Raw genomic sequence first — 23174 nt, 5'->3', positions numbered from 1 at the left:
TGCAGGCCCTTGTGCTTTTATAGCGGTTATCTTAAAGGTTTTATACCCGCTTTTCTGAGTTTATCAATGATGTTGTTCGCTACGGCGATACCTTGCTTGTTGCCTTCGTCTACACTGTCGCGGTAATGGATGCCGCCGTACAGTCGCGAGATAGACGCTTCGGAAGCTGCCTGTTTGAAGGAGCTGAACGAACGTGGTCCTACACCAAACGGTACTTCTGTATTATCGGTATAGCTGATCTTTTCGCCGAGTAAATAGGAAAGTAAATAGGCAGAGGCGTGTGAAACTACGGCATGTCCGCTGGTATATTCCGGGAACGGCGGGGTTTGCAGTAAAGGCTTCCAGTTGATGTCCATGTACTTGTTGATATAAGTTTCCGGGCGGATGCGGTTGCTGCGGTATTTCTCGTCCCAGCAACTAATGAACGAATCCATCAGCCCTATGCCCACAACAGAAAGCGTCAGGATAGACTGGTCAAAACCCATATTCATTTTCTTTAATACCAGTACGCTGATGTTCATCCAGTGGCCACCCGGGCTGATCTTTTTATAACCAATAGACATGTGGCCCGAGGTAGTCACAGCAAAAGGGTTACAATCCCAGAAAGACGCGATGTTTAATTGCTCCTGGCTGGGGTGGATAGATACATCACGAACTTCCTTCGCCAGTTTGTAGAATTTGCTGGTGCTATCTTTACTAAACGGAATGGGTGGAATGGGTTTAAACTGGCTGCACGAATCTATTACCAATGGTGTAATGGTATTCCAGTTAGGTTCCACCGCATCCATATACGCGGGTGGTGTAGGGTACCAGTAACCTTCACCCTGTTTAGGGGTATACCTTAACCGCGCGCTTAGCTTGCCGTAATTGTCGGCTTTTGAAAAATTTACCACAGTGGCCGAAGCCTTTTCTGCCAGCTTTACCGCTTTCTCTATACGATCTTCTTTAACCCCGTTCTTGCGTAGCAATTGCAGATAGTCTTTTTCATTGTCTTCAAGTGTGTATCCTGATGGCAGCAAGTTCTTAGCTGTTTCAAAAATGCTGTAGACCGCTGCAATCTGGTAATCGGCGTCTTTTGATTCGTCTGTCAGCTTTACCGCCGGATATTTTTTCACGAAGCTGTTCAAAGCAGGTATAGCACGGTTATGATCTGAAATGATCTGGTAAGCGCTCATCATGGCGTAGGCGTAGTAACGCGCCGCCACTGGCGGTGCCACCACATCGTGTATCATTACCATGTTAATGGCATTTACGGGGATGGCCAGATCTAAATAACCTGGTGCGGCAGGTTTGTTTTTTGCAAAGGTAGCGGCATTTACAAGCAGCGCGAACGCTGCTATCTTTAATATCTTCATTTATTTTCCTGATAAAACTGAATAGGTTCATTCGCGGTACCCAGAATAAGGTAGGTAACGCCTTTAATTTTTATTTCTACAGCAGATTTAACATCGCCTGTTACAGAAAGCCCGCTGGTGGATTGATCCGTGTAGTTGAAAGTACCTTTACCGTCGCCGGTTAATAAGGTTCCGTAGCTGGCATCAATACTTCCCAGCTTTAAACGGTTATCTGAATGATTGCCTAACAATAACAAGTCGGTTTTTCCATCTTTGTTAAAGTCATCTGCCAGGACAGTGGTTGTCATGGAGAACTGCGCCTGAAGCGGCAGTTTTACTTCTTCAAAACGGTTGTTCCGCCATAAAAAGCAGGTAGTGGTCAGCGTGTTTGCAGTCAGCTTTCCGGCTTTTTGCAGTTGCTCTGGGGTAAGGATATCTTTCATCGTTGCGTCCGCGTAAGCTTTGTATGAACTGAATTTCCTTCTCATGGGGTAGATCTGGTCGTTCAATTCGTCGCGGCTCACAAACGGATAGCTTTTGCCATCCATATAAAAGTTAAAGAAGGGATCGATAGATCCGTTTCCGTCAACGTCGAGGTAGTACAGTTCGGCAGGCTGCTCTGCGGTAGCTTTTAGCTGCGTATTTAACCCAAGGTTCCCGGCAATCAGGTCCTGGTTACCATCGCCGTCTACATCCGCTAAAGTTAATGCCGACCAGAATCCGCTGAAATCTTTGCCAAAATAATCTGTCGTTTTATCCACGAAGCCCGCCGTAGTATTCAGGTAAGCTTTCAATGGCATCGTTTCACCACAAAGGATCAGGTCTTTGCGGCCGTCCTTATTCAGGTCTATCCACTGCGCACCAGTTACCATGCCTACATTCGCAAATGGCGTGGCTACCGCTGTAAAACCGCCTTTGCCATTATTCACCAATAAATAGCTGGTAGGCGCAGAAGGGTATTGGCCGGGTATTACCCGCCCACCGACAAAAAGGTCGATGTCGCCATCGTTGTCAAAGTCGCATGGGCGAACACATGATTTGCTACTGGCATTAACCGACGGCAGGTTGTTAGACAGGTTGAAATAACCTTTGCCATTGTTGATGTAAAGTTCATCCTGTAATTCGGGCGAGGAAGGATCATACAAGCCATAACCGCCATGGGCAAGATACAAGTCAGGGTAACCGTCACCGTTGGCATCAAAAAATGCTGCGGCAGAAACAGTAGCCTTTTGGGCAGCGCCTTGCAGATCGCTGAACTGGAAGGTACCGTCGCGTTGTTGAAGGAAGATCTTCCCTGGCGATTGCTGGTCGCCGGTAATAAACAGATCATCCAGGCCGTCTTTGTTCAGATCTGCCGTTAAAATTACTGGTGATGTTTTTGAGTACATGAACAGCATCAGCAATTGTCTTTTAAAATCATTGATGTTGTTCGGCTGCGGTTGATATGGAATAATCGGTTTTACTTTTGTAAATAGCGCTTTTATAGCAGGTGCTGCGGCAACAAAAGGCTTGCTATCGGGTTCGTAGTTCAGCACCAGTTTTTGGTTGGCTTTTACGTTTTTAAGCAATTGGGTTTGGTTGCCCGGCCAGATGATCCGGATGGAATCCACTTTTTCTTCGTTGCCCAAACCAAAGGTTAAATCTGTAGGCATGCAGGAGAGGTAGCCCCTTGCCGGGTTAACTTCCTGGTATTGCTTTTTACCTTTACTGTACAGGGTTACTTTAGCGCCTACAGCAAACTTATTGGCGCCGGTGCCATTTAGTTTTAATGCAAGGTAGTTACCTGCGTTGTTTTCCCTGCTGGTATTTTGATAGATGGTGGCGCTTTCGTTAATGTTGTTTACCACCAGGTCCAGGTCGCCGTCATTATCCAGGTCTGCATATACCGCACCGCTTGAAACGGCTGCATTGTTAATCCCCCATTCTTTCTGATGATTGCTGAAGGTAAGGTCGCCGTTGTTCTTGAAAATGTAATTGGGCAGCAAGGTGGAAGGCATTGCAGTAACCAGGTCCATCAACTGAAAAGGTTCGCCAGCCATGGCCTTCTTTATTTTATAATCGCCCCAATAACGTAAAAAGTCTTTGTTGGTATAATCCCGCAGGTAACCGTTAGAGATAAAGATGTCTTTGTAGCCATCGTTGTCAAAGTCGGCAATCAGCGGGCACCAGCTCCAATCAGTAGCGGCAATACCAGCAAGCTGGCCGATTTCGCTAAAGGTGCCGTTGCCGTTATTTAATTGCAGCATATTGCGCATGTACTGCTTGTACAGGCCCTGGTTCAGCATCAGGTCGAACGATTCGTAGTTCTCTTCCAGTTGCAGTGATTTTTGCCGGTGGTTGTCGGCAGGCAGCATATCAAGGGTCAGTACGTCCGGTAATGCATCATTATTAAAATCGGCAATATCAACCCCCATTGAGAAGTGGGAGAGGTGCCTGAAGTAGTCTTTACTATGCTCGGTGAAGGTACCGTCGTGATTGTTTATATAGAGGTAGTCGGGTTCGTTGTAATCGTTGGTAACGTAAATGTCTGGCCAGCCATCTTTGTTTACATCAGCGATAGCCAGTCCAAGCCCAAACGTCAGCGGGTTTTGGATAATGCCTGCGCTCTTGGAAACATCTGTAAAGTGGTTGCCATCATTACGAAAAAGCTTATTGCTGGCATATACGTCGGTCTCGGCTTTATAACGCGCCAGTTCCATATTATCAATCTTTTTGATGTTATGGTTCAGCAGCATCATATCAAGGTCGCCGTCATTATCAAAGTCGAAGAAGGCAGCCTGTGTGCTGTATCCCGGATCATCCAGTCCGTATTCTTTGGCTTTTTCTGTAAAAGTCAAATCACCGTTGTTAATAAAAAGCTGGTTGCGTCGCTTGTCGGCATCTGTTTTGCCTGAATAACAGATATAGATATCCAGTAAGCCGTCGCCATTAACGTCGGCCATGGTAACGCCGGTTTTCCAGCTGCCGGGGCGACCCTCTAAAAGCTTAGAAGCATCGCGGGTAATATCTTTAAACTGTAAGTGCCCCTGGTTAAGGTAAAGTTTATTCTGGCCCATATTGGAAGTGAAGAACAGGTCTTCAAGGCCATCATTATTTATATCACAAACGGCTACGCCGCCGCCATTGTAAAAGTACTCGTAAGAAAGTACGTTTAGAGTTTCGTTTTCTTTAATGGTGTTCTTAAAGTCGACATGGGTCTGTTCCGGAGGAAGTATCCTGAACAGCGGCTGCTGGGCAAAGCTATTTTGCTTTGATGCAGCCAGGATCAGCAGGGTAAAAGTATAGCTTAAATAGCGCTTGATAGGGGAATATCGCATGGAGCAAAAATTGGAAAAACTCTACAAAATAGCGATTCAAATGAATTTAATAAACTAAAAAAGAGACTCGAAAGTCTCTTTTTTAGTTCTGGATCGCTCCGGATTATTTATCCCACCATACCCTGGTAGTGAAAGTGTCGCCGCCCATGCTGCTAACAGCTGCATTGTAGTTGGCGCCATTTGTCTGTGGCAGGGTGATTGGATAAGGCATTCTGCGAGGAATAGTACCTGATGGCACGTATTGGTTTGGATAAACCACTGGGGTTAATACAGGGTAACCTGATCTTCTCCAGTTAGCAAAAGCCTCGTTAAAGTCAAACAAAGTGCTGGTTAATACCCAGTATTCTGTGTTGATCTGCTGTAAAGCAGTAGTTGGTACTAACGGGTGTGTTGCTACGTAAGTTGCAATGTCGCTGCTGGCAACAACTGCAGCCGGAGTAGTGTTGTACTGTGCAAGTGCTTGCATATCTGCAGCCAGAGCGTTAGCCCAGTGTGTTGCTGCAACGCCTGTGTTCCAGCCACGTGATGATGCTTCTGCAAGCAATAATTCAGATTGGCCGTAAGTTAACAATACGTTAGCCTGGTTACGGTCGCCGTATACTGCAAAGCGTGGGCGAGAGTATTTACCATCTGGTGCAGCTGCGTCTGTAGCAGAAGCCGCTGGAGATGTACCAGGATAGTTCGGAGCTTTAGAGATATCTGTAGCACCACCGTTCTGGTCATAACCGTTAGGCATACCAATTTGTAAGCTTGCGGTATTGTTACCTGCCGCTTGTGTTTCATTGGCTGCTTTACCGGTACCGTTAGAAATTTCGGCAATAGCAGGGATACGAGGGTCATTGTTCGCTTTCATATAATCGATCAGCGTTTTAGACCATCTTACTTCGCGGAAATCATCTGGTACAAGGTAAGCTGCTGCGTTAGAGTTACCGTTACCGTTCGCATAGTCTGTTCTTACTAAAGCGTTGTCTGCAATGCTGGCCATAGTACCACTTGCATAAGCTTTTTCAGCGTATTTCTGGGCAGTTGCAGCGTCTACTTTTGTTAAACGCATTGCTACGCGTAACATTAAAGTATAAGCCATTCTTTTCCATTTAGAAATATCGCCACCGTAGAATAAATCGGCAGCAGGTTTGTCTTTAGATGCATCCAGTGCAGCTGCAGCAGCATCAAGCTGGCTAAGCATAGCGGTATAAATAGCCTGTTGCTTATCGAATACAGGCTGGGTGATACCTGCTTTAGCCTGACCTTCCTGCGAGTAAGGCGCGTCACCGTACAAGTCGGTAATACGTTGCATATATAATACACGAAGAATGGTAGCGCAGTTATCCAGGTTAGTGTAAGAAGCGTTGCCTTTAATCAGGTTCTTCATTTCATCAACCAGGGTTAACGCGCCGTAAGCAGTATTCCAGGTACGGCTGTAATAACCGGTACCGCTACCTCTTAAAATGTATTTGTCGCCGTTACCATAGTAATCATAAGTTGATGCAAGGCCCTGGATCCACATGCTTTGGAAAAGCAATTGGTCATACCCGGTTTGCGAAAACTGAATCTGCGACTGAGACATCAGGTAAGCCGGATTAAAAATATCTGCTGTAGTTTTATTCGGGTCGGTGTTAACCGCATCGAAGTTCTTTGTACAACTTGCTGCCAGGGTTGCACCGGCCAGCAGGAAGCCATATATATATCGTTTTTTCATTTCTCTTAATTTTTAAGTTTGAAGTTAAGATTGAAACCATAAGTTCTGGTCATTGGCAAGCTTGTACCTTCAATACCAGTATATTTCACGTCATTAGAGAAGCCTGATTCCGGATCGATGTTGTCAGATTTCTTCATGATGGTCCAAAGGTTACGTGCAACAAATGAAAGGTTAACACCGCTGAATGGAGTGCCGCGTAATACGGTTTGTGGCAGATTGTAACCAAATGTTACCTGACGCAGTTTAATGAAATCGCCGTTCAGAACGTTGTTAGCAGAGATTCTGCGTGCAAGTTCCTGGTAGTAAGTTTCTGCAGGAACAGCAACGGTATTTGGCGTGCCGGCAGCAGTTACACCTGTAACTACACCAGTTTCACGACCTGGCAAAGTTGATTGGTTCAAACCACGGAAAACGCTGTAATAGCTTGTTGCAGAAAGAATTTTTGCACCGTAACGATAGTCGATCAGGAATGAAAGGTTGAAGCTCTTATAAGTAAAGTTGTTGTTTAAACCACCATATACTTTAGGAGTGGTAGAACCCATTGGTTTAAGAGCACCTTTAACAGGGATACCGTTTGCATCAACAACGATCTGACCAGCTGAGTTACGAACGTAATCATTAGCCATGATCTGAGGGCCAGGTAAGCCAACAACCAGCGCTAAGCTTGCATTCAACGGACGGTAAGTACCTAAACCGATGTTAGAGTTAGTAGCTGGGTCTGTCTGAAGGATCTTGTTCTTTACATAAGTAAAGTTGAAAGATGGGGTCCAGCTGAAACCGTTTCCTTTAACCGGCGTACCATGCAATTCTAACTCTACGCCTCTGTTCTGGGTAGAACCAGTTGCGATGTAAGCATTTGTGTAACCGCTTGATTGGTCGATGGTACTGTTGATGATCTCGTTTTTAGTTTTACGGCTGAATACAGAAAGGTCGAACCCTAATCTGTCGCCAAACATTTTCATTTCTAAACCGGCTTCAACTTCACTTAATCTAAATGGTTTTAAGAACAGGTTTGGTAACTGAGAGCTGAAACCACCTGCCGGTACACCGTTGATAGAGTTGTTTACCTGGTAGCTTACATAGTTAGCATACGCAGGAGCGTCACCACTGGTTTGTGCGTATGATAAGCGGAATTTACCAAAATCAACATTCTTCAATTTCCAAAGATCAGAGAAGATGAATGCACCTGAAACAGATGGTGTAAAGATACCACGGCCAACACTGCTTGATATACTGCTATACGTGTCATAACGGCCTGTAGTACTGATGATCAGGAAATCTTTAATCGCAAAATCTGCAGAGTAATAAGCAGAGTTCACTTGTTTCTTAGAGGTGTTATCTACGATACCGCTGTTACGGCTTGCAAAGTTGGTGATACTATAGAAGTAAGGTAACACAAAACCGCCGTTACCGTTGATGTAGGTACCATAGTAGCTGTTTTTACGGATGTTACCACCTACAGATAAATCTAAGTTTATCAGGTCTTTCACCAGATCATGTTTAGCATTGATCAATCCGTCTACGTTGAACTCTTGTATTTGAACATTCTGGGTGTTCATGCTACCGTTATCGCTGCGGTAAGCGGTACCTGTAGGTTCAATATCAACACGGCTGTCATTGATGTTATCATAACCTAAACGTGCTTGTGCATAAATCCAGTTGGTAATGTTATACTTTCCTGATAATGAAGAAATTAAACGGTTACGAGTTGGATTGTGTACAAAGTTGTAAGCCGCGAAGTATGGGTTGGTAACATAAACGTCATTGGTAAAGGTTTGCTCTTTGCCATTTGCTAATGTACCAGGGGCTAAAATGTGCTGATCTTCGTTAGGAGCCAGGAACTGTACGTTGTTCGGGTTACCCGGACCGTCGCTCAATGAAGCTCTGTTTTTAGATTTCTCGATCAGGTAGTTGGCTACTACGCTTACTTCAAAGTTTTTGGTCACTTTAGAAGTACCGTTGAAGTTAAACGTTTTTCTGTCCAGGTAGCTGTTCGGGATAATAGAGTTTGCGCGTAGATCAGATAATGATAAGCGGAATGCACCATTCTCCGTACCGTTGGTTAAAGAAACGGTGTTGGTAAAGCTCGGAGCTGTTCTGTAGAAAGAGATCCAGTTGTTTTTTACCGGAGAATACGCGTAAGTTTTTCCGTCGAACTGAGGAACCTGAGAACCATCCATTTTTGCACCCCAGGCCAGGTTACCTGATTGTAAAGCGGCAGCTGCGTTTGCTGGTTTAACACCATTTTCGCCTTGTCCGTAAACTTGTTGATAATTTGTATTGTCAACCGGTTTATCAAACTGTACGTTGCTGTTTACTTCAACACCAAAACCCTGGCCTTTTTTACCAGATTTTGTTGTGATCAGGATTACACCGTTAGTTGCGCGGGTACCGTAAAGCGCAGATGCAGTCTGGCCTTTTAATACCGTCATTGTTTCGATATCATCAGGGTTGATGTTAGAGATACCGTCGCCGTAGTCGGCACCGCCCCATTCGCCAGATGAACCGCGTTGGGTATTATCCATCGGTACACCGTTAATAACGTAAAGCGGAGAGCTTGCATTAAAGCTTGATAAACCTCTTAATAACAATCTTGAAGAAGAGCCGGGACCACCGCTGGCACCAGAAACGCTCAAACCCGCTACGCGGCCTTCTAACGAAAGCGCAACGTTAGATTCTTTTGCCTTGTTGATATCATTCGCGTTAACTGTTGTTACGGCATAACCCAGTTTTTTCTGTTCTTTTTTGATACCTAACGCTGTTACAACAACCTCGTTAAGGGCGCTGGTAGCAGGTACCAGGCTAACGCGGATAGAAGTACGACCGCCTATGGCTACTTCCTGGGTTTGGTATCCAACGTATGAGAACTGTAAAGTTCCGTTTTCCGGAGCGGTTACGGTATATGAACCATTTACATCTGTAAGGACACCATTGCTGGCGCCTTTAACTTTTACAGATACGCCGATCAAGGCTTCGCCTTTTTCATCAACTACCTTACCGGTAATTCTGATGTCAGCATGTTGCTGGGTTTTAGTAGATACTGCTTTATAGGCAAGTGATTTAAGGGTTACGGATTCAGGTCTGTTTGCGGCAGAGGCATTTATACTTAGAAACAATAACGATGCAAACGCTGCCTTGACTGCTAAGCCGCGACCAGCTCCTGCTTGTCTGCTAACTGCGTCTTGCAGATTGTCGTGTATTTTCATGTTTACTTGATTTGGTTGTTAATTAGTTGAATAAGTGATACTTGGAGGGTATCTTGCATAACTATCTGTAGTTTTTGGAAGCGCTTGGCCTACCGTGCTGGGGCTATGAACTGTTCATAAGGGGCGACTATTTAATTGTTTACTGATAATTGGTTTTGTCTAATTGGGATTTGAACTCTCTGTTATAGAATTAAAAACTATATATTAAAAGTTGCATCCTAAAGTAAATCAAATTTTACAAAATCAAAATTCTTTTTTAAAATTTTAAAAAGTTTTTGTTCGTTTTTAAAAATAAAAGTTTTAATTATGCAGTATCGTAAATCTTATGGGGAATCCGAAATATCATGTGCTAATTGCAAATAGCGATACTATCAAGAGCCTGTATTATAACAAGGTGCTTACTAGTGGCGAAGTAAGCAGTTACACGGGTAAAAGTATACCCCATGTAATTAAGGTGCTTACCGAGCTTAAGAACAAAGGTTATATAGAGGAGCGCGGGCTGGCTACTTCTACCGGCGGGCGCAAACCTATTACCTATTCTTTGGTAGCCAAATCGCATTATATTGTTTCGGTAGCTATTGACCGCCATTCTGCCAGCCTGGTGATGGTGGACATGAACAATAACTTTATCGGCGAGGTTGAGCAGCATGAATTTGACCTCCACCATTTAAGCGCCGATAACCTGGTAGATATCATTTCGGCGTTTATCGGTAATAGCAGTGTTGCTAAATCAAAGATCATCGGTTTAGGTTTAACCATGCCGGGCTTTGTTGATACCGTAAAGGGGATCAACTATACTTATATGAATCTGCGCGATGATTCCCTTGTAGATTTTATTCAACGCCACCTTCATCTGCCGGTATTTATAGATAACGATTCTACCGCTATTGCCCTTGCTGAGCAAAAGTTCGGCGTGGCGGCAAACAGCAAAAATGCAATGGTGCTGAACCTGGGTTGGGGCATCGGCTTGGGCATGATCCTGAATGATCAGATCTTCAGGGGCGACAACGGGCTTGCGGGCGAGTTTAGCCATATCCCCCTTTTTAAGAACGGGAAGCTTTGCGATTGCGGCAAGCATGGTTGCCTTGAAACTGAAGCTTCTTTTGTGGCGATAGTAGCCAATGCCAAAGAGGCGATTGGAAACGGCGAAACAACCAGCCTGGCGAACTACCCCGAGTTAAATGCCGACCGGATTATTGAAGAGGCGATTAAAGGCGACCGCTTTGCGGTAAAGCTGATCTCAGAAGCAGCCTATCATGTGGGTGAAGGTCTGGCAATTCTGATCCATTTGATGAACCCTCGTATTATATTATTAAGCGGTAAGGGTAGTGTAGTAGGTAAGATATGGTTAGCGCCAATCCAGCAGGCGCTTAATGAGCATTGTATCCCAATGCTGACCAGCTTTACCGAGATAGCCATCTCTGATTTAAACAACCGCGCACAGCTTATTGGCGGTGCTGCGCTCGTGATAGAAAGTTTAGGCAAAACCTTCCAGGATAAGCTGGATACGTTGAAAGCCGAACCAGTTAATCAAATTCATTAAGAAAATGAAAGTCCGTTTTACAAGCCTTGCAGTTGTTATAGGGTTAATAATTGCAGGTGCACCGCTTAAAGCGCAGCAGCACAACATGCCTAAAGATTATGTTGTTCCGACAGATCCAGCCGTAAGACAAAAGTTGGCCCAATGGCAAGACCTTAAATTTGGCCTGTTTATGCACTGGGGTACTTATAGCGAGTGGGGCGTTGTGGAAAGCTGGAGCATTTGCCCCGAAGATGAAGGATGGACACAACGTAAAGGCCCTTATAGCGCTACCTATGAAGGTTATAAAAAAGCTTACGAAAACCTGCAGACCACCTTCAACCCGGTAAAATTTAATCCGGAAAAATGGGTGAAAGCAGCTAAAGATGCCGGAATGAAGTATGTGGTGTTTACTACTAAGCATCACGACGGTTTTTCGATGTTCGATACAAAACAAACCGACTACAAGATCACCAGTCCTAAGACGCCATTTTCAACTAATCCAAGGGCGAACGTTACTAAAGAAATTTTTAATGCCTTCAGAAAAGATAACTTCCTGATCGGTGCATACTTCTCTAAACCAGACTGGCATTCGCCTGATTACTGGTGGCCTTACTTCCCGCCGAAAGACAGGAACGTAAACTACGACCCTGCAAAATACCCCGAGAAATGGAATCAGTTTAAGCAATTTACCTACAACCAAATAGAGGAGTTGATGACGGGCTATGGCTCTGTAGATATTCTTTGGCTTGATGGCGGTTGGGTGCGCCCGCTGACGACTGTTGATCGTACTGTTGATTGGCAAAAGGGGATCAAGTTCAATCAGGATATCGATATGCCGAAGATCGCTGCAATGGCACGTCAGCATCAGCCAGGGCTGATTGTTGTGGACCGTACCGTTCCGGGCGAATATGAGAACTATACCACGCCAGAGCAGGAGGTACCGGCAACACCGCTGAGCAACCCGTGGGAAAGCTGTATTACCATGGGCAATTCATGGAGTTATGTACCTGGCGATCATTATAAGTCTGTTCCCGAAATCGTGCAATTATTGGTAAAGATCGTTTCGAGAGGGGGGAACCTGTTGATGAACATCGGCCCAGGCCCGGATGGAGATTGGGACACTGAAGCATATAAACGTTTACAGGGAATAGGTGAATGGATTAAAATAAACGGCGAAAGTATTTATGGTTCTAAAGCCATTGCACCATATTCTGATGGTAATACTTATTTTACCCAATCTAAGAACGGCAAAGCGGTTTATGCTTTTGTTCTTGGCGATGGCGAAAAAGTAAGTCTTCCATCTTCGTTGACTGTTAAGCTGAATAATACTAAAGGCCTGAAAGCAGCGCGACTGCTTGGTTCAAACCAAAAATTGAAATGGAAGACCAGCGAAAACGGGGTATTAATTACCATCCCTGCTGCTTTACAAAATAGCAACCTTAAAAATGCTGCGGTATTCAAATTCGAATACAGGTAGTAATTATCGGTCGCTTAATGTTTATATTTAATCAATAGCTTTGAAAAATAAATCTCTGCCATCGTTACTTAAAAAGTTATCTAAACAGATAGCATGTCTGCTCTTTGCCGTTAGTACGTTTCAAGCCCATTCTCAAAATGCATTCGAATTAAACTCTGGCTGGAAATGCGCGCCTATCCGCGACGTAAAAAACACCGGTGAAACTATTTCGGCACCTGCCTTTAACCTCAATAACTGGAAAAATGCGGTAGTACCCGGAACCGTGTTAACCACGCTCTTAAATAACCACCAGGTGCCCGATCCTTTTTACGGAATGAATAATGAACGTATTAAGGATATCTACGTAACCGGCCGCGATTACTACACTTATTGGTTTGTAAAAGATTTTAAAGTAACGGTACCAGCGGCGGATGGCCAGGTTTACCTGAACTTTCGCGGAATAAATTATAGCTGCAATGTATTTCTGAACGGCCATAGGCTGAATAGCAAAGTTCATGCGGGCATGTTCCTTCGCCAGTCCTATAATATCACTAAGTACCTTAATAAAAGCGGTGATAACAGATTAGCCGTGATTGTATATCCGCCGGATAATGTGGGTAACCCTAACGGTGGCCAGGGCGGCGACGGGCGTATCGCCAAAGGCGTAGGCATTCAATATACAGCGGGCTGGGACTGGATCCAACCAATGCGCGATCGTAACACCGGTATTTGGGATAAGGTAACTATAGAAACAACCGGCAGCGTAAATATAGTTAATCCGCATGTGGTGACGCTGGTACCAGGTGTGCGCAAACCCGAAGGGCCGCAACAACCGGCAATTATCCAGGCGGCGGCAGAATTACAAAACCCGTTAAACAAAGCAGTAAGCGGTACGCTGGTATTTACCATTAATAACGTTAAAGTTTCTAAAAAGGTAACACTCCAACCGGCTTCAACAACAGAGGTTAAGTTGAGCGACTTCATGCTGAACAACCCTAAGCTTTGGTGGCCTAATGGTTACGGCGAACATTATTTATACCCTTCGCAATTCCAGTTTATTACTGCGGATAATAAAGTATCCGATCAGGAAAAACTGAACGTCGGGGTAAGGGAAATTCAGCATACGTTCAATACGCACACCAACAGCCAGCAAATTGCGGTAAACGGGCAGAAGATATTTATTAAAGGCGGCAACTGGATTATCTCTGATGCCATGCTGCGCTTTACCGACGCACGTTATGATGCCGAAGTCCGCTTCCATCGCGACATGAACCTGAACCTGATCCGGGTGTGGGGTGGTGCGTTGATCGAACGTCCTGAATTTTACAATGCCTGCGATAAATACGGTATGCTGGTGTTTCAGGATTTCTGGATCTCTGGCGATGCGAATGGCAAATGGCTTGACCCATACAAAGCGGAAGACCAGTGGACACGCAGGAAATACCCTGACGATCATCAACTGTTCTTAAAGTCAGCGGCAGACGGTATTAAACTGGTTCGTAACCATGCCTCTTTAGCCATTTGGTGCGGTGGTAACGAAATTACCCCTCCGGAAGATATCCTGGTGCCGCTACGTGATTCTATCATGCCGAAATTAGATGGTACCCGTTGGTTTGTGGACTATTCTAATTCAGATAAAATGTCTGTAAATACCCTCGGCGGTAACGGCGATGGCCCTTACGGTATTCAGCCTTTATCTACCTTCTGGGAAACACACACCTATCCTTTTAACTCTGAAATTGGATCTGTAGGCGTGGGCGATTACGAATCTTTAAAACGATTTATCCCGGAACAAAACCTGGTAGTGCCGCAATATGCCAATGGCCGCGGTAAAGTAGATAGCGTTTGGGATTACCATAAATACATTGGTTACGACGCATCGATAGAACCTTACGGTAAGGTAAAAGATGCCGAAGACTTTGCCAACAAAGCGCAGTTGGTGAACTATGATCAATATCGTGGATTGATAGAAGGCTTTAGCTCGCACATGTGGGACTGGTATACGGGTGTGATTATCTGGAAAACCCAGAACCCATGGACGGCTCTTCGGGGACAGATGTATGACTACTATCTTGATCCAAACGCTTGTTTGTACGGGCTGCGTAATGCCAGCGAACCTTTACACGCGCAATACAACCCGGTAACAGGGATGGTATCCGTAGTAAACAACACCTTCGATACCAAACGTGATCTGATGCTGATTGTAAGGGCAACCGACATGAACGGACGCGACAGCCTGCTTACGCAGATTTTTGTGGAAGCGGCGCCATCATCTATGAAGAACTTCTTACCGATGAAAGCAGCTGTCGACAAGTTTGCTAAGGAAGAAGGTGTGTTCCTTACTTTGCAAATAAAAGATGTAAACCAAAAGCTGATCAGCGAGAACATCTATTGGCTGCCCGATGAGCAAGGCAATTATTCCGGCTTGAAAAAGATGCCGGCTTCAGCTGTAAAAATAACCTCAAAAAGAATCGCGCCGGGTAAGGTAGAAGTTACGTTGACTAATCCTAAAAATGCACCTGTGGCATTTTTTAACCGGTTGTCTATCGTGAATGCTGATAATCACCAACGCTTATTGCCGACGTTCTATAGCGATAACTATATCTCGGTTTTACCGGGTTCGCAAAAGTCGGTCGTGATCGAATACCCTTCCAGCCAAAGCAGCTCGCAAGTTTTATTAAGCGTGAGCGGCTGGAACCTGAAAGAACAATTACTGAAAATAGGAGAATAATAAGAAAGCAATCTAAAAACTGAAATACAACATGGCCAGGTTAAATTTATTGGAAGAAACGCGTTATGAGAAACTGCCGGTTACCATTTATGATAATCCATCAGTAGCATCTGTTGCCGTAGCGCGTCGTATAGCAGATCTGATACGTAGCAAGCAAGACCGTCAGGAAACTGCGGTATTAGGTTTGGCTACGGGCGTAACCCCCATCAGGGTTTATGCAGAGCTGGTTCGTATGCACAAAGAAGAAGGGCTTAGCTTTAAAAATGTGGTAACGTTCAACCTGGATGAATACTATCCGATGAACGCAGACGCGCCGCAGAGCTATGTAACCTTTATGCAGGACAATCTTTTTAAGCATATCGACATCGATCCTGCTAACGTTCACATTCCCGATGGTACCCTGCCGTTAGAGGCTATAGCCGATTTTTGTTTAGAATACGAAAGAAAGATCACTTCATACGGCGGCCTGGATCTTCAGATCCTGGGTATCGGTCGTACCGGTCACATCGGTTTCAACGAGCCGGGTTCTGCACCAAACTCAGGTACACGCCTGGTAACTTTGGATGACCTGACAAGAAGTGACGCTGCCCGCGATTTTGGTGGTAAAGAAAATGTGCCTACCAAAGCCATCACCATGGGTATTGGTACCATTTTCAAAGCCCGCGAGATTATCCTGATGGCCTGGAGCCAGAAGAAAGCGCCGATCCTGAAGAAAGCAGTAGAAGGCGAAATTTCTGGTGAAGTACCGGCTACTTATCTGCAACTTTCTGATAACGTAGAATTTGTAGTAGATCAGGATGCGGCATCTGAACTAACCCGTTTTGATACGCCTTGGTTAGTAAAAGATTGCCGTTGGGATAGCCAGACCATTAAAAAAGCGGTTACGTGGTTAGCCAAAACCTTAAATAAGCCGATTTTGAAGCTTACCGAAGAAGATTACAACAATCACGGTATGGCGCAGCTGGCGACAGAAAAAGGCCCTGTATATAATATCAATATTGATATATTCAACAAGCTGCAGCATACCATTACCGGCTGGCCGGGTGGTAAGCCAAATGCAGATGACTCACAACGTCCGGAGCGTGCCCAACCAGCGGTTAAGCGTTCCATCATCTTCTCGCCACACCCTGACGACGATGTGATCTCTATGGGCGGAACATTTATTCGCCTGGCAGACCAGGGGCACGAAGTACACGTAGCTTATCAAACTTCGGGTAACACTGCGGTTTGGGATGATGATGCCCTTCGTTTTGTAGAATTTGCTATCGACTTCAACAAATCGCAGAACATCAGCACCCAGGAGTTAGAAACTTTGTATGCGGATATGCGGGTGTTCATCGATAAAAAACGTCCTAACCAAACCGATACTTCTGAGCTGCTAACCGTAAAAGGTTTGATCCGTAAAGGTGAAGCTATTGCTGGTGCGCGTTTCGCGGGCTTGCCGGATGATTGTATCCACTTCATGAACCTGCCTTTTTACGACAAGATGAAGGTGAGCAAAAAAGTAAGTTACGAGGAAGATATCCTGGAAACGATGGAGTTGCTTCGTAAAGTTCAGCCTCATCAGATCTTTGCTGCGGGCGACTTTGCCGATCCGCACGGAACCCACAAGGTCTGCTTCGATATTATGTTGCAGGCTTTGAAACGCTTAAAGGAAACCGACGAGTGGACTAAAGACTGCTGGTTATGGCTATACCGCGGTGCATGGCACGAGTTTGAAATCCACGAGATTGAAATGGCTGTTCCGCTTTCTCCGCAGGAAGTATTACGTAAGCGTCACGCCATATTCAAACACCAGTCGCAGAAAGATACCCCAGTATTCCCGGGTGAAGATGCACGCGAGTTCTGGGTAAGGGCAGAAGACCGTACCAAAGAAACTGCCCGCGCTTATGACCAATTGGGTTTGGCAGAATATGAAGCTATCGAAGCTTTTGTACGTTATCCTTTTTAACGTACAAAGGTTTTACCAATTATATCTATCCTAAGTTATGAAGAGAAGTACGTTTATACAACAGGCCGGCTTATTAACAGCCGGGCTGTTTGTTAATAAATCTGTTTTTGCTGCTTTTGATGATCGCCCCACCAATAGGCCGCCGGTAGCAAAACGTAATTTCACCAGCACTGCTGTAGAGGACGCTATTAAACAGTTTAAGGCAAAGGTTCCGAATAAAGAATTGGCCTGGATGTTTGAGAATTGTTTCCCTAACACTTTAGATACCACGGTTTTTCATTCCACGTTGGACGGGAAGCCTGATACCTATGTGATCACCGGTGACATAGATGCCATGTGGCTACGCGACAGCTCGGCGCAGGTGTGGCCGTATCTAACCTTTATTAAAAAGGATAAGCATCTGCAGCAAATGGTTGCCGGTGTGATTAACCGCCAGATGCGTTGTGTACAGCTGGATCCCTACGCGAATGCTTTCTATAAAGACGAAACTAAAGAAAGCGAGTGGAAGAGCGACCACACCGACATGAAAAAAGGCGTGCATGAACGCAAATGGGAGATAGACTCACTTTGTTACCCTTTACGTTTATCTTACCACTACTGGAAAAACTCGGGCGATACCCAACCGTTTGACGATCACTGGAAAAAAGGGGTGAAGATTATCCTGGATACCTTTAAAGTTCAGCAACGCAAAACCGGTAAAGGGCCGTATCATTTCCAGCGTGATACCAACAAGCCGACAGATACATTACCGATGGACGGTTACGGTTTCCCGGTGAAGCCTACTGGGCTGATTTGCTCTATGTTCCGCCCGAGTGATGACGCAACCATTTATCCTTACCTCATCCCGTCGAATTTCTTTGCAGTAATCAGTTTAAAGCAAACTGCCGAGTTATTGCAGACATTGAAAGAAGGTCAGCTGGCGTCAGAACTGTTGGCGCTTGCGACAGAAGTAGAGCAGGCTATTCATAAACACGGTATAGTTAATCACCCGTATGCCGGTAAGATTTACGCTTTTGAGGTAGATGGTATGGGTAACGTTAATTGTATGGACGATGCCAACGTACCAAGCCTGCTGGCGCTGCCATACCTGGGTGCGGTAAGTACTTCGGACCCCATCTACCAGAACACCCGTAAATTTGTACTTTCAGGTAATAACCCTTATTTCTATAAGAGCAAGATCGCCGAAGGTATCGGCGGTCCGCACGTAGGTAAAGATGGAATGATCTGGCCGTTGAGCTTCATCAGCCGCGGTTTGACCAGTACAGATCCAAAAGAGATTAAGCATTGTATTCAAATGTTGCAGGCAACCCATGCGGGTACAGGTTTCATCCACGAGTCGTTTAATAAAGATAATCCTGCTGATTTTACCCGGAGCTGGTTTGCTTGGGCGAATACCATTTTTGGCGAGTTTTTGTGGAAGACGTTCCAGCATAACCCGCAATTGTTAAGCTAATAAAAAGTTAATTATCTGCCTTTTATGCAACGCTTCAAAATATTTGGTTTAATAACCGCCTTAACGGTTGTTTCGAATTGTGTTAATGTCTTCGGGCAGAAGGCCCCTGCACCTTACGGAGCCTTGCCAACCAAGGCGCAGCTTAACTGGCACGAAATGGAGATGTATTGCATTATCCATTTTGGCGTGGATACTTATACAGATAAGGAATGGGGGTACGGCGATGAAGACCCCAAGCTGGTTAATCCGGCTAAATTTAATGCATCGCAAATAATTGGGGCCGCAAAAGCCGGAGGCTTTAAGGGGGCTGTTGTGGTGGCAAAGCACCACGATGGCCTCTGCCTTTGGCCAACTGCTACCACAGAGCACAACATCAGTAAAAGCAATTGGCGCGGCGGCAAAGGCGATATGGTAAAAGAGTACCAGTTAGCCTGCCAAAAATTAGGTATGCAGTTAGGCCTGTACTGTTCACCCTGGGACCGTAACAGCGCTTTCTATGGCACGCCTGAATATGTAGAGATCTACCGCAAACAACTAAAAGAACTATACAGCAGGTACGGCAAGTTATTCATCTCGTGGCACGACGGCGCAAACGGAGGAGATGGCTATTACGGCGGCACGCGCGAAGTGAGAAAGATTGACCGCACTACTTATTATGGCTGGGATACTACCTGGGCCATCACCCGTAAAATGCAGCCATCGGCAGTAATTTTTGGCGATATAGGCGCAGATGTACGCTGGGTTGGGAACGAAGAAGGCTATGCCGGTGAAACCTGCTGGGCCACCTATGATCCGGTAGCGCCGGACCCTGGCAAAAAACCATCTAATGGTTATACCAAATATGAGTTGGGCATAGAAGGAACCCGCAATGGCAAACACTGGATGCCTGCCGAATGCGATGTATCACTAAGACCAGGCTGGTTTTATCATGCCAGCCAGAACAGCCAGGTAAAAACGCCTTACGAATTGCTCGACCTCTATTACAAAAGTGTAGGCAGAGGGGCGAACCTCGACTTAGGCCTGTCACCTAACCGCGATGGTTTGCTTGACCCGGAAGATGTAACCTCGCTAAAACAGTTCGGCGATATTCTAAGAAAAACATTTGCGGTTAACCTGGCTAAAGGGGCTACTTTAAAAGCCAGCAATATCAGGGGAAATAATGCCGCCAAATTCGGTCCGCAGTTTTTAACAGATGCCAGCAGGTACAGTTACTGGGCGACTGATGATGCGGTAAAGACACCCGAGCTGGTGCTCAACTTAAAAAGCAATACCACCTTTAACATTATCCGTTTAAGGGAAAACATTAAGTTAGGCCAGCGGATAGAAGCCATTGCGGTAGATGCGTGGCAGAACGGCAAATGGAACCAAATTGCTACGGCAACCAGTATTGGTTCAAACCGTTTGATCCGCTTGCCGCAAAATATTACGACAACAAAAGTCAGATTAAGAATTACTAAATCTCCGGTTTGTATCGCCCTGAGCGACTTTGGCTTATACAAAGAACCTGTTCACCTGGAGAAACCGAAAGTAACCCGCGACCTGAAAGGTAACGTGACCTTAACTACCAACGCGCCTGTTTCTGCTATCTATTATACGACAGACGGTCGCACACCAACCAAAGCTTCTGCAATTTATAAGGCAGGCTTTCCGTTAAAGAATGGAGGCGTAGTAAAAGCCCTTGCTGCGGATGGCAGCCAGGTGAGCGAAGTAGGTGTAGGCGAATTTGGTTTGAACAAAGAAGGTTGGAAAATAACAACAGATGTCCCCGCGGATCAGAATAACCTGAACCAGGTAGCGGATGAAAACCCGAATTCATTCTATTACGGTGGCAGCAATACAAATACAGATTTTACACCGTCTGCTATAACTATCGATTTAGGAAACAGCCACCCAGTTTCTGCAATTACTTACCTGCCGCGTCAGGATAAAAAAGCAGATGGCGTGGTAGACCAGTACAGTGTATCGGTAAGTAATGATGGTACCAACTGGACGCAAGTTGCATCCGGGGAGTTTTCGAACATCAGGGCAAATCCGGTTCAGCAACTGGTACGGTTTGCACAACCGGCTAATGTTCGTTTTGTGAAGTTTGAGACCAAACACGTATTGGCCGGTAATAAAATAGCCGTGGCGGAGTTAGGCGTACTAACGAAGTAACAATCAGAAAAATTACAACAGATAAAGTTTTAAGCGTTTTGAATATGAAGTTTTTAAAATTTGCAAAGGGAAGCTTAAGCAGCATGCTGATGCTTTCCGTTGCGGGGGCGATGATGACTAACCAGGCCTTCAGCCAGGCTAAGCCTAAAGAAAGCCTTACTAAATATGTCGACCCTTTTATCGGTACAGGTTTTCACGGTCACGTGTTCCTTGGAGCTAACGTTCCCTTTGGCGCCGTACAACTTGGTCCGAGTAATATTTCACAAGGGTGGGATTGGTGCTCTGGCTACCACATTTCAGATTCTACCATCGTTGGCTTTCAGCATACCCATTTGAGCGGAACGGGTATTGGCGACCTTGGGGATATTTCCATCATGCCGACTACAGGCGCCTTGAAAATGAGCAAAGGCACCATTAAAGATATGGAGAGCGGCTATGTTTCTAAGTTCAGCCATAAAGAAGAAACAGCCCGTCCGGGTTATTACGCGGTAAGATTGAAACGCTACAACATCGGTGTTCGCCTAACTACCACCAAGCGTGTAGGTTTTCATGAATACACTTTCCCGAAATCAGATCAATCGCATATTATTATTGATTTGCAGGAAGGTTTGTGTTGGGATACCCCTGTTAAAACTTACATTCATAAGGTGAACGACAGCACTATCGCCGGTTACCGTTTCTCTACCGGTTGGGCACCAGATCAACGCATCTATTTCTCTGCGGTATTCTCTAAACCGATCAAAAACTTCTCAGTTTATGATAGTACAGTAGTAAAACCGGGTACTTCATTCCAATCTGCGAAAGCGAAAGGCGTAGTTACTTTCGCCACTAAAGCAGGTGAGAAAGTATTGATCAAGGTTGGTATTTCGCCGGTAAGTGAAGTTAATGCGTTCGAAAATATCAAAGCAGAACTTCCAGGATGGAATTTCAATGCCACCGTTGCCGCGGCAGATGCAGCCTGGAACAAAGAGTTACAGAAGGTGGACCTGAAAACCAACGATCTGTCTAAAAAGAAGACTTTCTATACGGCATTTTATCATACCATGATCGCGCCATCTGTATTTAATGATTACAACGGCGATTATTGGGGTACAGATAAGAAAGTTCACCGTGGTGCAAAATTTACCAACTTAACCACCTTCTCGCTTTGGGATACCTACCGCGCAGCGCATCCGTTATTCACCGTTTTGCAGCCGGAGCGTGTAAATGACATGATCAACACCATGCTGGCGATTTATCAGCAGCAGGGCAGCTTGCCGATGTGGCACCTGATGGCGAATGATAACTACTGTATGGTGGGTTACAGCGCTGTTCCGGTGATTTCTGATGCCATCCTGAAAGGTTTCCATGGGTTCGATATTGACCTGGCTTACAAGGCAATGAAAAGTACTGCCATGCGTGATACTTTAGGTATCAAGTTTGTGAAAAAATTAGGCTATATCCCTGCTGACAGCACTGCAAATTCTGTTTCCATGGGTATGGAATACGCCATTGACGATTGGGCTTTGGCGCGGGTGGCGAAGAAACTGGGCAAGCAGGAAGACTACCAGTATTTCAGCAAACGCGGCGAAAACTACAAGAACTATTACGATCCTAAAGCAGGGTTTATGCGTGGCCGCCTTTCGGCAGATAAATGGCGCGAACCGTACAGTCCATTCACCTCTATCCACGAGCACGGCGACTTTACCGAAGGTAATGGTTGGCAATACACCTGGCTGGTGCCGCAGGATGTTGAGGGCCTGATGAAACTTTTGGGCGGCGAACAGCGCTTCACCCAAAAACTGGATTCGTTGTTTATCGCGCAAGGCGATATGGGTAAAGAAAAATCACCAGACATTTCTGGTCTTATCGGCCAGTATGCGCATGGTAACGAGCCAAGCCACCATGTAACTTACCTGTATGCTTATGCAGGTCAGCCATGGAAAACTGCTGAAAAGGTAAGGTTCATCGTTAATAACTTTTATACAGATAAACCTGATGGGATTATTGGTAACGAGGATGTCGGTCAGATGTCTTCGTGGTACGTGTTCTCGTCTTTAGGTTTTTACCCGGCTAACCCGGCAAATGGCTTATATGTGTTTGGTAGCCCGCTGTTTGATGAGGCTACCCTGCATTTCCCTGGTGGAAAAGCCATGCATTTAGTAGCAAAGAACAACAGCAGCAAGAATATTTATATCCAGAAGGTAACGCTGAACGGTAAGCCCTATACCAAATCATACATCTCGCACGCAGATTTAACTAAAGGCGGAGAGCTGGCATTCGAGATGGGGGACAAGCCTAACAAGAACTTCGGGAAATTAATGCAAGACAGACCCTACTCTACAAAACCCTAAGCCAAGAATTAGATTAAC

Annotated in this window: 11 protein-coding genes; 7 read left to right on the top strand and 4 right to left on the bottom strand. The window is 45.3% G+C overall.

Features of this window, described 5'->3' with window-relative positions:
- Positions 1–26: 26 nt before the first annotated feature.
- The 4 genes from MUY27_RS08940 to MUY27_RS08925 form a co-directional block, all read right to left on the bottom strand.
- The gene (locus MUY27_RS08940; RefSeq protein ID WP_245129664.1) at positions 27–1355 is read right to left on the bottom strand and encodes a vanadium-dependent haloperoxidase; all 1329 of its coding nucleotides are present in this window, start codon (positions 1353–1355) and stop codon (positions 27–29) included.
- Entirely contained in the window at positions 1352–4651 is a 3300-nt protein-coding gene (locus MUY27_RS08935) for a VCBS repeat-containing protein (protein ID WP_245129663.1), read from the bottom strand. The genes MUY27_RS08940 and MUY27_RS08935 overlap by 4 nt, the downstream gene beginning before the upstream one ends.
- Before the next feature lie 103 nt (positions 4652–4754).
- A complete protein-coding gene (locus tag MUY27_RS08930) occupies positions 4755–6350 on the bottom strand; it encodes a SusD/RagB family nutrient-binding outer membrane lipoprotein (protein ID WP_245129662.1) in 1596 nt (531 codons plus the stop codon).
- A gap of 5 nt (positions 6351–6355) precedes the next feature.
- Entirely contained in the window at positions 6356–9556 is a 3201-nt protein-coding gene (locus tag MUY27_RS08925; RefSeq protein WP_245129661.1) for a SusC/RagA family TonB-linked outer membrane protein, read from the bottom strand.
- A 325-nt stretch (positions 9557–9881) separates the two neighbouring features.
- On the opposite strand from MUY27_RS08925, the gene MUY27_RS08920 reads away from it, so the two are divergent.
- Genes MUY27_RS08920 through MUY27_RS08890 form a run of 7 tightly spaced genes read left to right on the top strand, consistent with a single transcriptional unit; the run spans position 9882 to position 23156 of the window.
- On the top strand, positions 9882–11099 hold the full coding sequence (locus MUY27_RS08920) for an ROK family protein (protein WP_245129660.1): 1218 nt from the start codon (positions 9882–9884) through the stop codon (positions 11097–11099).
- Positions 11100–11103: 4 nt separating this feature from the next.
- Positions 11104–12555 (top strand): alpha-L-fucosidase, encoded by a 1452-nt coding sequence (locus tag MUY27_RS08915; RefSeq protein WP_245129659.1) that lies wholly within the window; start codon positions 11104–11106, stop codon positions 12553–12555.
- 40 nt (positions 12556–12595) lie between these two features.
- Complete coding sequence (locus MUY27_RS08910) at positions 12596–15265, top strand: glycoside hydrolase family 2 protein (RefSeq protein WP_245129658.1); 2670 nt, start codon at positions 12596–12598, stop codon at positions 15263–15265.
- 31 nt (positions 15266–15296) lie between these two features.
- Positions 15297–17216: a glucosamine-6-phosphate deaminase gene (gene nagB, locus MUY27_RS08905; RefSeq protein WP_245129657.1), complete on the top strand. Its 1920-nt coding sequence runs from the start codon at positions 15297–15299 to the stop codon at positions 17214–17216.
- A 37-nt stretch (positions 17217–17253) separates the two neighbouring features.
- Positions 17254–18669 (top strand): glycoside hydrolase family 125 protein, encoded by a 1416-nt coding sequence (locus tag MUY27_RS08900; protein ID WP_245129656.1) that lies wholly within the window; start codon positions 17254–17256, stop codon positions 18667–18669.
- A gap of 24 nt (positions 18670–18693) precedes the next feature.
- Positions 18694–20823: an alpha-L-fucosidase gene (locus MUY27_RS08895; protein WP_245129655.1), complete on the top strand. Its 2130-nt coding sequence runs from the start codon at positions 18694–18696 to the stop codon at positions 20821–20823.
- A gap of 44 nt (positions 20824–20867) precedes the next feature.
- On the top strand, positions 20868–23156 hold the full coding sequence (locus MUY27_RS08890) for a GH92 family glycosyl hydrolase (protein WP_245129654.1): 2289 nt from the start codon (positions 20868–20870) through the stop codon (positions 23154–23156).
- The last annotated feature ends 18 nt before the right edge of the window (positions 23157–23174 follow it).

This window comes from Mucilaginibacter straminoryzae (genome assembly GCF_022953055.1).
GTDB lineage: Bacteria > Bacteroidota > Bacteroidia > Sphingobacteriales > Sphingobacteriaceae > Mucilaginibacter > Mucilaginibacter straminoryzae.
The sequence above is the reverse complement of the archived record's forward strand: the minus strand, read 5'-3'. Positions and strand labels throughout refer to the sequence as shown.

Bases quoted from the DNA above. Each gene is read 5' to 3' on its own strand.
- MUY27_RS08940 (WP_245129664.1), bottom strand. From the start codon at position 1,355: ATGAAGATATTAAAGATAGCAGCGTTCGCGCTGCTTGTAAATGCCGCT.
- MUY27_RS08920 (WP_245129660.1), top strand. From the start codon at position 9,882: ATGGGGAATCCGAAATATCATGTGCTAATTGCAAATAGCGATACTATC.
- nagB (WP_245129657.1), top strand. From the start codon at position 15,297: ATGGCCAGGTTAAATTTATTGGAAGAAACGCGTTATGAGAAACTGCCG.
- MUY27_RS08925 (WP_245129661.1), bottom strand. From the start codon at position 9,556: ATGAAAATACACGACAATCTGCAAGACGCAGTTAGCAGACAAGCAGGA.
- MUY27_RS08900 (WP_245129656.1), top strand. From the start codon at position 17,254: ATGAAGAGAAGTACGTTTATACAACAGGCCGGCTTATTAACAGCCGGG.
- MUY27_RS08895 (WP_245129655.1), top strand. From the start codon at position 18,694: ATGCAACGCTTCAAAATATTTGGTTTAATAACCGCCTTAACGGTTGTT.
- MUY27_RS08930 (WP_245129662.1), bottom strand. From the start codon at position 6,350: ATGAAAAAACGATATATATATGGCTTCCTGCTGGCCGGTGCAACCCTG.
- MUY27_RS08915 (WP_245129659.1), top strand. From the start codon at position 11,104: ATGAAAGTCCGTTTTACAAGCCTTGCAGTTGTTATAGGGTTAATAATT.
- MUY27_RS08890 (WP_245129654.1), top strand. From the start codon at position 20,868: ATGAAGTTTTTAAAATTTGCAAAGGGAAGCTTAAGCAGCATGCTGATG.
- MUY27_RS08935 (WP_245129663.1), bottom strand. From the start codon at position 4,651: ATGCGATATTCCCCTATCAAGCGCTATTTAAGCTATACTTTTACCCTG.